General features: G+C 65.0%; 11 protein-coding genes and 2 pseudogenes. 11 read left to right on the top strand and 2 right to left on the bottom strand.

Annotated elements, in window-relative coordinates; genetic code table 11:
• The first annotated feature begins 102 nt into the window (after positions 1-102).
• The 4 genes and pseudogenes from clpB to panC all read left to right on the top strand — a co-directional run bounded on the left by clpB (position 103) and on the right by panC (position 5,366).
• Positions 103-2,658 carry an ATP-dependent chaperone ClpB gene (gene clpB / locus OVO38_RS08795; protein WP_267208277.1) on the top strand — a complete coding sequence of 852 codons (2,556 nt, stop codon included), beginning with the start codon at positions 103-105 and terminating at the stop codon, positions 2,656-2,658.
• Between the two features lie 245 nt (positions 2,659-2,903).
• Entirely contained in the window at positions 2,904-4,046 is a 1,143-nt protein-coding gene (locus OVO38_RS08790) for an ImmA/IrrE family metallo-endopeptidase (RefSeq protein ID WP_267208276.1), read from the top strand.
• A pseudogene (locus tag OVO38_RS08785) lies at positions 4,046-4,540 on the top strand (DUF4411 family protein). Before OVO38_RS08790 ends, OVO38_RS08785 begins: the two are co-directional and overlap by 1 nt.
• 28 nt (positions 4,541-4,568) lie before the next feature.
• On the top strand, positions 4,569-5,366 hold the full coding sequence (panC, locus tag OVO38_RS08780; protein ID WP_267208275.1) for a pantoate--beta-alanine ligase: 798 nt from the start codon (positions 4,569-4,571) through the stop codon (positions 5,364-5,366).
• A 3-nt stretch (positions 5,367-5,369) separates the two neighbouring features.
• On the opposite strand, the pseudogene panB reads toward panC, so the two are convergent.
• Positions 5,370-6,191 (bottom strand): annotated as a pseudogene (gene panB, locus OVO38_RS08775) (3-methyl-2-oxobutanoate hydroxymethyltransferase).
• 70 nt (positions 6,192-6,261) lie between these two features.
• Positions 6,262-7,293, bottom strand: coding sequence for an alcohol dehydrogenase AdhP (gene adhP, locus OVO38_RS08770; RefSeq protein ID WP_267208274.1), 1,032 nt, complete (start codon positions 7,291-7,293; stop codon positions 6,262-6,264).
• A gap of 146 nt (positions 7,294-7,439) precedes the next feature.
• On the opposite strand from adhP, the gene OVO38_RS08765 reads away from it, so the two are divergent.
• The 7 genes from OVO38_RS08765 to fbaA all read left to right on the top strand — a co-directional run bounded on the left by OVO38_RS08765 (position 7,440) and on the right by fbaA (position 13,632).
• On the top strand, positions 7,440-7,853 hold the full coding sequence (locus tag OVO38_RS08765; protein WP_095536075.1) for a DUF4265 domain-containing protein: 414 nt from the start codon (positions 7,440-7,442) through the stop codon (positions 7,851-7,853).
• Positions 7,854-7,901: 48 nt separating this feature from the next.
• Positions 7,902-8,744, top strand: coding sequence for a sulfurtransferase (locus OVO38_RS08760; RefSeq protein ID WP_267208273.1), 843 nt, complete (start codon positions 7,902-7,904; stop codon positions 8,742-8,744).
• Positions 8,745-8,802: 58 nt separating this feature from the next.
• Positions 8,803-10,065 (top strand): hypothetical protein, encoded by a 1,263-nt coding sequence (locus OVO38_RS08755; protein ID WP_267208272.1) that lies wholly within the window; start codon positions 8,803-8,805, stop codon positions 10,063-10,065.
• Positions 10,058-10,591 (top strand): orotate phosphoribosyltransferase, encoded by a 534-nt coding sequence (gene pyrE, locus OVO38_RS08750; protein ID WP_095536078.1) that lies wholly within the window; start codon positions 10,058-10,060, stop codon positions 10,589-10,591. The genes OVO38_RS08755 and pyrE overlap by 8 nt, the downstream gene beginning before the upstream one ends.
• Complete coding sequence (locus OVO38_RS08745) at positions 10,584-11,249, top strand: TrmH family RNA methyltransferase (RefSeq protein ID WP_267208271.1); 666 nt, start codon at positions 10,584-10,586, stop codon at positions 11,247-11,249. Before pyrE ends, OVO38_RS08745 begins: the two co-directional genes overlap by 8 nt.
• Positions 11,250-11,422: 173 nt before the next feature.
• Positions 11,423-12,544: a glycoside hydrolase family 76 protein gene (locus tag OVO38_RS08740; RefSeq protein WP_095547933.1), complete on the top strand. Its 1,122-nt coding sequence runs from the start codon at positions 11,423-11,425 to the stop codon at positions 12,542-12,544.
• 53 nt (positions 12,545-12,597) lie between these two features.
• Positions 12,598-13,632: a class II fructose-bisphosphate aldolase gene (gene fbaA / locus OVO38_RS08735; protein WP_095536080.1), complete on the top strand. Its 1,035-nt coding sequence runs from the start codon at positions 12,598-12,600 to the stop codon at positions 13,630-13,632.
• Positions 13,633-13,678: the final 46 nt, after the last annotated feature.

Genomic DNA, 13,678 nt, shown 5'->3' with positions numbered 1-13,678 from the left:
TGGAACAGACTCAACTTCCGGTGCGTTATAGGAAGTGACCCGAGTAAAACGGGAGATAAAACACGACGAACATAAACGCACACGGAAAGGACGATGTTGACCATGGCATCCTTTACCCCCACAACAAAGACGCAGGAGGCCATCCAGCAGGCGCTGCAGAAGGCCTCCGCGGCAGGGAATCCAGATATTCGCCCGGCGCACCTGCTGCAGGCAATTCTTACGCAGGAAGACGGCATCGCCGCCCCCGTCCTCAAAGCCACGGGCGTTGACCCCGCGACGGTCGCGCGCGAGGCGGGCGAGCTGGTCGCCGGTTACCCCAAGGCGGAGGGCCAGAACATGGCCAACCCCAACTTCAACCGCGATGCGCTCAACGCGCTTAATGCGTCGCAAGAGCTCGCCGGGGAGCTTGGCGACGAATACGTGTCCACCGAGGTACTCCTCGCCGGCATCGCCCGCGGCACCGATGAGGCCGCGGAGCTGCTGACCAAGCGCGGCGCCACGTACGATGCGATTAAGTCTGCGTTCCAGTCCGTCCGCGGCAACAAGAAGGTCACGACCGAGACGCCGGAGGACCAGTTCCAAGCGCTGGAAAAGTACTCCACCGACCTGACCGCACGCGCCCGTGAGGGCAAGATTGACCCGGTGATCGGGCGAGATTCGGAGATCCGCCGCGTGGTCCAGGTACTGAGCCGCCGCACGAAGAATAACCCGGTCCTGATCGGCGAACCCGGCGTGGGCAAGACCGCGATCGTGGAGGGCCTAGCCCGCCGCATCGTCGCGGGCGACGTCCCGGAGTCGCTGAAGGGCAAGACGCTGATCTCCCTGGACCTGGGGTCCATGGTCGCGGGCGCGAAGTACCGCGGCGAGTTCGAGGAGCGCCTGAAGGCCGTGCTGGACGAGATCACGTCGGCGGACGGCGAGATCATCACCTTTATCGACGAGCTGCACACCATTGTTGGCGCCGGCGCGAGCGGCGAGGGTGCCATGGACGCGGGCAACATGATTAAGCCGATGTTGGCCCGTGGCGAGCTGCGCCTCGTCGGCGCGACCACGCTGAACGAGTACCGCCAGCACATTGAGAAGGACGCTGCTTTGGAGCGCCGCTTCCAGCAGGTGTACGTGGGCGAGCCGACCGTGGAAGACACGATTGGCATCCTGCGTGGGCTGAAGGAGCGCTACGAGGTGCACCACGGCGTGCGCATCCAGGACTCCGCGCTGGTCTCGGCCGCCGAGCTGTCCAACCGCTACATCACCAACCGTTTCCTGCCGGACAAGGCGATCGACCTGGTGGATGAGGCCGGTTCTCGCCTGCGCATGGAGATCGACTCCTCGCCGCAGGAGATCGACGAGCTCGAGCGCGTGGTCCGCCGACTGGAGATCGAGGAGATCGCGCTGCAGAAGGAGTCCGACGCGGCGTCCCAGCAGCGCCTGGTGGACCTGCGCCAGGAGCTCGCTGACCAGCGTGAAAAGCTGAACGAGCTGAAAACTCGCTGGTCCAATGAGAAGGCGGAGATCGACTCGGTCCAGTCCGCGAAGGAGGAGCTGGAGCGGCTGCGCAACGAGTCTGAGATCGCGGAGCGCGACGGCGACTACGCCAAGGTCTCCGAGCTACGCTACGGCCGCATCCCCGAGCTGGAGAAGCAGCTCGCGGACGCGGAGGCGAGCGCCAGCGAGACCCAGAAGACGATGCTCACCGAGGAGGTCACCCCGGACGTGATCGCGGAGGTCGTGTCCTCCTGGACCGGCATCCCGGCAGGCAAGATGATGCAGGGCGAGACCGAGAAGCTCCTGCACATGGAGGAGCTGCTGGCCGGGCGCGTGGTCGGCCAGAAGGACGCGGTGAACGCGGTGTCCGACGCTGTGCGCCGCTCGCGCGCAGGCGTCGCTGACCCGAACCGCCCGATCGGTTCCTTCCTCTTCCTCGGCCCCACCGGCGTGGGCAAGACCGAGTTGGCGAAGGCGCTGGCTGAGTTCCTCTTCGACGACGATTCCGCGATGGTCCGCATCGACATGTCCGAGTACGGCGAGAAGCACTCCGTCTCCCGCCTGGTCGGCGCCCCTCCGGGGTATGTCGGCTACGACGCCGGCGGCCAGCTCACCGAGGCCGTTCGTCGCCGCCCGTACTCGCTCGTGCTTTTCGACGAGGTGGAGAAGGCCCACCAGGACGTCTTTGACATCCTCCTGCAGGTTCTCGACGAAGGCCGCCTCACCGACGGCCAGGGGCGCACGGTGGACTTCCGCAACACGGTGGTCATCCTCACCTCCAACCTGGGCGCGGGCGGCAGCCACGACCAGATCATGGACGCGGTGAAGCACCACTTCAAGCCCGAGTTCATCAACCGCCTCGACGATGTCGTCGTCTTCGACGCCCTGTCGTCCGAGCAGCTCGTCGGCATCGTGGACATCCAGCTCGGCTCGCTCGCGGAGCGTCTCGCTTCCAGGCGCCTCACGCTCCACGTCTCCGACGCCGCGAAGGCCTGGCTGGCGGAGCGCGGCTACGACCCGGCCTACGGTGCCCGCCCGCTGCGCCGCCTGATCCAGCAGGCCATCGGCGACCGCCTGGCGAAGGCGCTGCTCGCCGGCTACGTCCGCGACGGCGACACCGTCAACGTGGACGTCGCAGAGGGCGGGGAGCACCTCACCGTCGACGCTGCGTAAGTCGGTGTCGGCGGCGGGGCCGAGCAGGCCTCCGGGCCGTAGTCCGTCTGTCGTCCACAAGGAGCTAGCTCCATTTGCACCCTGTGGCAGTGCAAAACCGCAGGTCGCGGTTTGACTGGTCGGTCAAATGGAGCTAGCTCCATTTAGGAGCCTGCGGCCCCCTGGGCGGATGTCAAAGAAACGTATGATGATGCCTACGTAGTCGATCCACAAAGTCGGTGGAGGTGAGTGGAATGGTAGTGCGGGTGGATGTTGCCCCAGAGGTTCTTCGTTGGGCTGTTCGGCGGAGTGGTTGGGATGAGGACACTACTGTTCGTCGTGCTCCGAAGCTTGACTTATGGCTCTCTCAAGAAGAACGCCCCACACTCAAACAATTAAAGAAGTTTGCAAACGCTACGCATACGCCTTTGGGTTTGCTTTTTCTTCCGGAACCGCCGGTAGAGGCGATTCCAATCCCGGATATGAGGACGTTGGGCAACATTGGGGTTCAGCAACCCTCGGCAGATCTCCTTGACACGATCTACCAGTGTCAGCAGCGTCAAGACTGGTATCGCGAACATGCCTTGATGAACGATTTCGACGAAGTCTCCTTTGTTGGTGCTGCCACGTTGAATTCGCCAGTTGAAAAAGTCGCGAGCCAGATTCGGAACGCGTTAGATTTTGGTCTTGATGCACGCGCCACCTTCCCCAATTGGGAACAGGCTTTGCGTCAGTTGATTGACCGGATCGAGGGAGTCGGCGTCTTGGTCATGGTAAGTGGTGTCGTTGGTTCCGATCCGCACCGGAGACTGGATCCTAGTGAGTTCCGAGGATTTGCTTTAGCGGACTCCCTCGCCCCACTGATCTTTGTCAACGGAGCGGACACCAAAGCAGCCCAAATCTTTACGCTGATTCACGAGCTGGAACACATTTGGTTAGGTGGCAGCGCACTCTCGGAAGCCGCCATGACAGCTAAGGATGGTCCTAAGGCTGAGCTCTGGTGCAACCAAGTCGCTGCAGAGGTGCTTGTGCCGATGCATGCTTTGATTGAGGAATTTCAGGGCGTCGTGAACGTAGAGGAGTTGGAACGCCTTGCTAGGACCTATCGCGTCAGTACGCTGGTGATCCTTAAACGTCTTTATGATGCCAAGGTGCTTCCTTGGAATGAATACACCAAGGAGTATGAAGTAGAGAAGCGGCGTGTCATGTCTTTTTTTGATACGCGACGCAGCGATGGCGGCGGCAACTATTACTACACCCAGCCACTGCGCCTCAGTCGCAGTTTCTCTCGAGCGGTGATCGCGAGCGCTTTGGAAGGCTCCACTGCGTACCGGGACGCGTACCAGTTGCTTGGTGCGAAAAAACATGCAACGTTTGAGAATCTTGCGGAAGAATTGGGGGTTGCCTGATGTTCCTGATCGACGCCAACATCCTCATTGAGGCGAAGAACCGGTATTACGCTTTCGACCTCGCGCCGGGATTCTGGGATTGGCTCGAAGGCGCGTATCGGCAAGATTTGGTGTGCAGTATCGAAGCCGTCCGGGATGAACTCCTACAGGGCAATGATGAGCTCGCTGAGTGGACGCGTGCAAATCCTGGTTTGTTCAGGGCGATTGATTAGCCAACGACGAAGCACTTCCAGCCGCTTTCTCAGTGGGCTGTTTCAGGAGCGTACCGGGAGGAAGCCATCAACGCTTTTGTAGGAAATCACGCCGATTATCTTCTCGTTGCTTACGCTCGTGAGCATCAACATACGGTCGTAACCCATGAGCGCTCACAACCGCACTCACGGAAAAGGATTCTTATTCCGGATGCCTGTTTGGCTATGGGTGTGGATACAACAGACACATTTGAGATGATGCGCGAGACGGGCGTCACCTTGCACCTGCAGAAATCCCCGTAATTGCTTGGCACGTTCCATAATCATCTACATGACACATCTGGTCCACACCCCTGAGTCCCTCACCGACGCCATCGGCCACGGCCCTGTTTCCCTGGTGCCGACGATGGGGGCGCTGCATGAGGGCCACCTCGCTCTGGTCAAGCAGGCAAAGTCTCTGGGCAACCCGGTGGTGGTGAGCATCTTCGTCAACCCGCTGCAGTTCGCGCCGGGCGAGGACCTGGACGCCTACCCGCGTACGCTCGCCGAGGACGTAGAGAAGCTGGAAGCGGAGGGCGTCGAGGCTGTGTTCGCGCCTTCGGCTGAGACGATGTACCCCCACGGCCCGCGCACGACGATCCAGCCGGGTCCCCTCGGCGAGGTGCTGGAGGGCGCGACCCGCCCGACACACTTCGCGGGCGTGCTCACGGTGGTGGCGAAGCTGTTCGCGCTCACGGGAGCTAGCGACGCGTTCTTCGGCGAGAAGGATTACCAGCAGCTCGCGCTGATCCGCCAGATGGTGGATGATCTGCATCTCCCGGTCCGTATCCACGGGTGCCCGATTGTGCGCGACGCCGATGGTCTCGCCGTGTCGTCGCGCAACCGCTACCTCAGTGCCGCCGAGCGCGAGGTCGCCCTCACCATCCCCAGGGCAATCGCCACTGGCAGCGTCGATTCCGCTCGCTCGCTTCTCGACGCCACGCCCGACCTCCACCTCGATTACCTCGTCGCCACCACACCAGACCTCGCCGAGCTCCCGGCCGGATTTACCGGAGAGGCTCGCCTGCTGGTGGCCGCTAAGGTCGGCTCGACGCGCCTGCTCGACAACGCGCCGATCCAGATTGGCTAACAGCTACTCGAAGGTGTGCTCCTCGGCGGGGAACTCGCCGGTGTGTACCGCGCGCTTGTAGTTGGCGGCAGCAGCCGTGAGGTCGGCGCCGAGAGTGCCGAAGCGGCGGACGAAGCGGGCTCGGTGGTCGCCTGCGGGCAGATCAGCCATGTCGTGCCAGACCAGAACTTGCGCATCCGTGTCCGGGCCGGCTCCGATGCCGACGGTGGGGATGGGGCACTCGCGCGTGATGCGAGCAGCGAGCGCGGCGGGAACCATTTCGAAGACGACGAGGTCGGCGCCTGCGTCGACGACTGCGCGGACGTCGTCAAGCAAAAGCTCCGCCCCCGCGTCGCGACCCTGAACCTTGAAGCCGCTGAGGCTGTCGACGGATTGCGGGGTGAATCCGACGTGTGCGCATACCGCGAGGCCCGCGTTTTTGAGCGCGCGGATGCGCGGGGCGATGCGCACGCCGCCCTCGAGCTTGACTACGTGCGCGCCGGTGCGGCGCACTATGTCGGTGGCGGTGCGTACGCACTGTTCGTCGCTGGCCTCGTAGGTGCCGAAGGGCAGGTCGATCACGACAAGCGCGTTGCCTGCCCCGCGCACGACCGCGGCGCCGAGGTGGACCATCTCGTCGACGCTGATCTGGTTGGTGGACTCGTAGCCGTAGACCACGTTCGCGGCTGAGTCTCCTACTAACAAGCACTCGATGCCGGCCTGGGCGAACGCGCGGGCGGTGGAGTAGTCGTAGGCGGTGAGCATCGCCTACTTCTCACCGGACGCCTTCTTCTGCGCAAGGTCGGCGACCCGGACCTTTTTCGTTGGAGCAAGATAATCAGTCACGGGCTCGAGTCTATTTTGGGTGACGCTTAGTTCCGGCTGAAGCCCCGAAGGGCCTTAGCCAGCGGCGCACCTAGTACTTAATCGCCATGCGCCCGTCGATCTTGCCCTGGCGCATGCGCTCGAAGACATCGTTGACGTCGTCAAGCTCGCAGGCGGTCACATGCGGCGCCACCTTGCCGCGCGCGTAGAAGTCCAGCGCCTCGGCCATATCCTGGCGGGTGCCAACCAGGGAGCCGCGGATCGTGATGCCGCGCAGCACGATGTCGAAGATCGGCGCCGGGAAGTCCCCCGGCGGCAGGCCGTTGAAGACGATGGTGCCGTCGGAGCGGCACATACCGATGGCCTGGCCGAACGCGTCCGGGTGGACGGCGGTGACCACGATCCCGTGCGCGCCACCTTCGGTGTATGCCTGCACCGCTTCGGCGGGGTCTTGTTCCTTCGCGTTGACCGCAAACTCTGCGCCCAGCTCCTTTGCCAGCTCCAGCTTGTCGTCGGCAATGTCGACAGCGATCACGCGCATGCCCATCGCGGCGGCGTACTGCACTGCAACGTGGCCGAGTCCGCCGATGCCGGAGATCACCACGAACTGGCCGGGCTTGGTCTCAGTGACCTTGAGCGCCTTGTAGACGGTCACACCCGCGCACAGGATCGGCGCGACCTCCACCGGGTCTGCGCCGTCGGGGATGCGCGGCGCGTAGCGGGTGTCTACCAGCATGTACTGACCGAAGGAGCCGTCGACAGTGTAGCCGCCGTACTCGGCTTTAGCGCAGTAGGTCTCGCGCCCGGTGCGGCAGAATTCGCACTCCCCGCACGAAGACCAGAGCCAAGCGTTGCCGACCATGTCACCGACTTGGACGGGGTGCTCGCCCGGTCCGAGCTCGACAACCTCGCCGACGCCTTCGTGGCCGGGGACGAACGGCGGCGCGGGTTTCACCGGCCAGTCGCCTTCCGCTGCGTGCAGGTCGGTGTGACAGATGCCAGAGGCGTGCAGCTTCACCAGCGCCTGGAAGGGGCCCGGAGTGGGTAGGTCGATGTCTTCTACGTGCAACTTGGGGCCAAATTCCTTGACCACGGCGGCGCGCATGGAAGTAGCGGTTGTCATGAAGGTCTGCCTCCTCAGGATCGGAGAATGGATGTGACACGAACCATTGTACGGCTGAATATGTGTTGGGGGTAACGCGGTGCCCCCGGCACTCGCTCGTCCCAAAACGCACTCACGCATTTGACGCGGGCGGTAGGCTCCGAGATATGCAGTATCCAACGAAGATCCTCGCCCGCGTTGCCATGCCGGGTGTGGAAAACGAGCAGTTGGCCGCGCACAGTTTGGGCGGGAACCACTTCGTTGTGGCGAGTGTGCCGTTTGTGGATACGTCCCTGGCGGTCGGCGACATCGTCGAGTGCGTGCGCGTTGGCGGCAACTGGCATGTGGATACCGTGGTGGTCAGGGGTGGGGCGTCGACAATGCGCATCCTGCCCGAGACCCAGCAGCCGCACGAGATTGCGGAGACGCTGCTCGCGTTTGGGTGCCGCGTCGAGCTTGGCCCCGGCGGCATGCTCGCCGCGAGCATCGGCCCGGACTGCCCGCGCGAGGGGATCCGCGAGTGGCTCGACGGGCTCGAGGCGGAGGGCGCGATCCAACAAGCGCCGGGCTACATGGCCTAACGCGCTTACGCGCTGTGTGCCTCGCGTCCCGGCGCTACACTGGCGCCCATGAGCGTATTTGTCTCCGCCGACGACCTTCGGCAACGAATCCAGACCGGCAGGAAGTACACCATCTTGGCGTCTTTGTGGGAACCGCAGGAGGGGAAGGCGCTGTCGAAGTACTTCTCCGAGCATATCCCGACCTCGCAGTTCTGCGATCCGGCTGCGCAGCTCGCAGGCATGCCGGGCAGCCGCGTCGGCCGCAACCCACTGCCCAAGCCGGAAGTGGCGGAGCACGCGATCCACAGCTGGGGCATCGAGGACGGCCGCCCCGTCTTCATCTACGACCAGGGCATTGGCCTCTACGCAGCCCGCGCCTGGTGGATCCTGCGCTGGATGGGCGTCGAGGACGTCCACATCGTCGACGGTGGCTTCGCTGCCTGGGACCGCAACGGCTTCGACTCGCTCGCCGGCCCGGGCAGCCCCGTGGTCAAGCGCAGCAAGGCAGTCCAGCCGGGCAACCTTCCCACCGCGTCCATGCAGGAAGTCCGCGATTTTGAGGGCTTGCTTATCGACGCCCGCGGGGCCGACCGCTTCGACGGCCGCAGGGAGATCCTGGACCTCCGCGCCGGCCACATCCCGGGTGCCATCAATCTGCCCGTCTACGACCTCTTTGACAAGGAGTCGCAGACGCTGCTGCCGGAGGACCAGATCCGCGATCGTTTCGCGCAGGTGGGCCTGACCCAGAACACGGACCCTGCGCAGGTCATCGCCTACTCCGGTTCCGGCAACCACTCGGCCCTCCTGCTCGCCGTGATGGAGCACGTGGGTCTGCCGGTGGTCACCCACTACGTCGGCGGCTGGTCGCAGTGGAGCGCTAACAAGACCAATCCGGTGGCCACGGACCTGTAGGCCGCGCCGTCCCCTCAACCGCCCGGATGTTGGGCCGACGCAGTAATATCGTGACGCGATGGCACCTTTACTTTTTGTTCTCGCGTTGATCGCGCTCGCAGCCGGCGGCTACCTCATGTTCGCCGACTCCCGCGATTCCAGCGATCGCGGAAGCGCCGCAGCACCCGCCCCCGGTCCCGCGCACGAGCGCCCCGAACCGGCGGAACCCGCTGAACCGGCGGAGCCAGCGGAGCCGGCCGAGCCCGCCTCGGAGCGCTGGGTTCCGCTCCACGAGGAAGAATCGCGCGAGGAACCCGAGCCCGCGCCGGAGCCCGAGCCAGCACCAGAGCCAGAACCCGCACCGGCACCGGAACCGGAGCCCGCGCCTGAGCCCGAACCAGAACCAGCGCCCGAACCAGAACCCGCACCGCAGCCCGCGCGCCGGGCGCACCGGAAGTCTGGCCTGCAGTTCCCCGGGGCGTCGAGGCGCGAGCGCCGCGCGTGGGCCGAGGGGCACGGCTTCGACTTTGCCAAGCACTCCGACGAGCTGGCGGGGGAGTGGCAGCGTGGTGCGGCGTCGGCAGGTGCGGTGCCCAAGGACATCGCCTCAGGTGCGATCTACGGCCACACCGTGCACGTCATGGACCTGGGCGGCGTGACCGTTATCGCGATGGACACCGGTCGCGTCAGCGACGTCGTAGTGGACATGCGCCGCGAAGGCTTCCACGCGGATTCCTCCGCTGACCTGGTGGAAGTGACACACGCCGAGGGCTTTACGGTGCTGGGCACCCACGCGGGCCCGGTCGAGCGATTCATGGACGTCCGCGTGCGCACGGCACTGTCCAAGCTGCCGCAGAGCGTCACCGCCGCCTGGTTCGAGTCGGATTGGGTGCTCGCGGAGATGGATCGCGCCTCCGCGGCCGACGAGTGGGACGAAACGCTCGCTCCGCTCGCGCTGCTTGCCGACGCCGCCCGCACCCTCCCGCCCGAATCCGCCGAACCCCTCAGCTTCGGCTACCCCACCCGCGAGATGCCGGCTCCCGCTCCGGCGCTGGTGGAGGAGGCGTCGCCAAGCACGGAGTCCGTGCAGCGGCCGGACGAGCCGCTGGAGATGCCCACCCGCATCACCGGGGCGCGCCGCGGCGACATTGACTACAGCGACCTGGGCGGCGATGAGGTCGCGCCCATCGCCGACGGCCACCCCGCCGAGGGCGACGCGCCGGCGGACCTCACCCGGGTGCGTCGCGAGCAGCGGCCGCCGTCCATCTTCGACGACTCGCGCCCGAGCACCAGGCCGGACACAGACCCTGAACAGCACATGGAAAGGAACACTGATGAGTGACAAAGCAAGGCTGGCAGAACTGGTCAAGGAACTGGCCGTCGTCCACGGCAAAGTGACGCTGTCCTCCGGCAAGGAGGCCGACTACTACGTGGACTTGCGCCGCGCGACCCTGCACCACGAGGCGTCCCGCCTCATCGGCGCGCAGCTGCGCGAGCTGACCAAGGACCTGGAGTTCGACGCCGTCGGTGGCCTCACCCTGGGCGCGGACCCGGTCGCCACCGCCATCATGCACGCGGACGGGCGCGACATCGACGCCTTCGTGGTGCGCAAGGAGGCGAAGAAGCACGGTATGCAGCGCCGCATTGAGGGCCCGAGCATCGTGGGCAAGAAGGTGCTTGTGGTCGAGGACACGACCACCACTGGCAATTCCCCGCTCACCGCGGTGCAGGCCTGCCGCGAGGAGGGCGCCGAGGTCGTCGCTGTCGCCACCGTGGTGGACCGCGCGACGGGCGCGGACGCCGTGCTCAAGGAAGCCGGCCTTGAGTACCGCTTCCTCCTCGGCCTCGAGGACCTCGGCCTTGCCTGATCCCGCGGACACGGAGTCCGCGAAGGGACCCACCGAGTGGAATGAGGGCCGCCACGGCGTCGGGCCGTGGGAGGGGCCCGTGCCTGAGAACGCCCACCTGGACCCCGAGTTCCTGGCCAATGGTGACCGCCGCAACGTGGTCGACGCCTACCGCTACTGGTCCATGGAGGCGATCGTCGCGGACCTCGACCGCAAGCGGCACCCGTTTCACGTGGCGATCGAGAACTTTGAAAATGACATGAACATCGGCACTGTGGTGCGCACCGCGAACGCCTTCCTGGCTAAGGAGGTGCACATCATTGGCCGCAAGCGCTGGAACCGCCGCGGCGCGATGGTGACGGACCGCTACCAGCACATCCACCACCACGCGACGGTGGAGGACTTTGCCGCGTGGGCGCGCGCGGAGGACATCCCGGTCGTGGCCATTGATAACACCCCCGGATGCGTCCCGCTGGAGACGGCGGAGCTGCCCGAGCGCTGCGTCCTCGTCTTCGGGCAGGAGGGCCCCGGCATTACGGAGGAGACGGCGCACGCGGCCAGCATGACCTGCTCGATTGCGCAGTTTGGCTCGACGCGCTCCATCAACGCGGGCGTCGCCGCGGGCATCGCGATGCACGCGTGGGTGCGCCAGCACGCGGACCTGAGCCAGGCGTGGTAGGTATTCTCCGATTCTCCTGAAACGCTTCTGGGTGCTCTGGCAATATATAGGGAGTACGAGCTAGTCGCGCGTGATTGGAGCAGTAGGTGTCAGAATCCGGGTCAGTGTGGCCACATCGGGCCGACCTGGCGGAGCAGGCCATTCACAGGCGCCACTCACAGAAGCTGTGGGGCATGCCCGGCACCAACCTCGCCGTCGTGACCTGGCCGCCGGGAGTGAAGGACCGCCTGTACTGGCACTGGCACTTCTGGTGGCAGGCACACTACATCGACTGCCAGGTTGATGCGGCGCTGCGCCAGCCGTCGCTGGAGCGCCGCCACCGCCTGCAGGACACACTGCGCGCGATGAGCGTGCGCTCGGTGTGGCGGCTCACCGCCAACAAGTACTACGACGACAAGGCCTGGCTGGCCCTCGCTTGGAACCGCGCGCTCCAGCTCGACGGCATTCACCGGTCGAAGGCGCTGGACAAGCTCGAGTTCGACCTGCTCGAGGGCATCGACCCCGTCACCGGTGTCCTGCCGTGGCGCCGCGCCGAAACCTTCTACAACGTGCCGTCCAACGGCCCGGCAGCGATCCTGTTCGCGCGCACCGGCCGGCTGGACAAGTCGCGGGAAATCCTGGACTGGATCTTTGACAACCTGGTGCGCGAGAACGGCCTGCTTGAGGACGGGATCCGTATGCGCATGCACGGCCCCGAGGTCGTGGAGAAAATCTACACCTACAACCAGGGCACGGTGCTCGGCGCCAGCCTCGAGGTCGCCCTTGCGCTTCGCGACGATGCGGGGCTGGACCACGACGAACCGATCGACTCCTTTGCCAACTCGGAGCGCGCCGACGCCTCCGTGTTCTACATCACGCACATCCGCGCGATCGTGCAGGCCATCGCCCTGCACCTGGCCACCCCGCAGGGCGTGATCATCAGCCCGAAGTACGAGTCGGGCGACGGCGACGGCGGCCTGTTCAAGGGGATCCTCGCCCGCTACCTGGCGGAGGTGGCGGTGCGCCTGCCGCGGGACAGCCGGGAGAACATTGCGACGAGGAAGATCGCCGCGCGGCTGGTCCGCGCTTCGGCGGAATCGCTGTGGCAGCACCGGCTGGAAGTCGATGGCCTGCCCGTGTTCGCTGCGGAGTGGACGGAGGATGCGCTGCTGCCGCATAACTATGGGTTTGGGCCGGCGTCGATAAGCGAGGCCGTGGGCTTAGTGCGTATCGACGAGCGCGATCTCTCCGTGCAACTGTCGGGATGGATGCTGCTCGAGGCAGCTGCGAGAATTTCTCGTGCAACCGGACTGTAAAAGGTGCATACTGGGCTACGTACTACCAAGAGCAACAAGGGAGGACATTCCCCATGCCAATCGCAACCCCCGAGATCTACAACCAGATGCTGGACGGTGCCAAGAAGGGCGGGTACGCATTCCCGGCCATCAACTGCACCTCCTCCGAGACCATCAACGCAGCCATCAAGGGTTTTGCTGAGGCTGAGTCCGACGGCATCATCCAGTTCTCCACCGGCGGTGCTGAGTTCGGCTCCGGTCTGGGCGTGAAGAACAAGGTCGCGGGTGCGCAGGCCCTGGCAGCATTCGCACACGAGATTGCGAAGCACTACGACGTGAACATCGCGCTGCACACCGACCACTGCCAGAAGGAAGTGCTGGACGAGTACGTCCGTCCGCTGATTGCCATCTCGCAGGAGCGCGTCGACCGCGGCGAGTTGCCGCTGTTCCAGTCCCACATGTGGGACGGCTCCGCCATCCCGATCGATGAGAACCTGGAGATCGCGCAGGAGCTGCTGGAGAAGGCACACAACGCCAACATCATCCTCGAGGTGGAGATCGGCGTCGTCGGCGGCGAGGAGGACGGCGTGCAGGCAAAGCACGGTGCAAACCTCTACACCTCCCCGGAGGACTTTGAGAAGACCATCGATGCCCTGGGCACCGGCGAGAAGGGCCGCTACCTGCTGGCCGCTACCTTTGGCAACGTCCACGGCGTGTACAAGCCGGGCAACGTCGAGCTGCGCCCCGAGGTCCTGGACGAGGGCCAGAAGGTTGCCGCGAAGAAGCTGGGCCAGGATGCTGGCTCCAAGCCGTTCGACTTCGTCTTCCACGGTGGCTCCGGCTCCGAGAAGGAGAAGATCGAGCAGGCGCTGGGCTACGGCGTTGTGAAGATGAACGTTGACACCGACACCCAGTACGCGTTCACCCGCCCGGTCGCGTCGCACATGTTTGAGAACTATGACGGCGTCCTGAAGATCGACGGCGAGGTGGGCAACAAGAAGGTCTACGACCCGCGCTCCTACATGAAGAAGGCAGAGGCTGCGATGACCCAGCGCGTCATCGAGGCTTGCCAGGACCTGCGCTCCGTGGGTCACACCGTGTCCAAGTAAGGCTTTCGCAGACCAGTAGCGCCGTCCCCGCTGATTCGTCGCGGTG

The organism is Corynebacterium sp. Marseille-P8863, from assembly GCF_946902955.1.
Lineage (GTDB): Bacteria > Actinomycetota > Actinomycetes > Mycobacteriales > Mycobacteriaceae > Corynebacterium > Corynebacterium gottingense.
The sequence above is the reverse complement of the archived record's forward strand: the minus strand, read 5'-3'. Positions and strand labels throughout refer to the sequence as shown.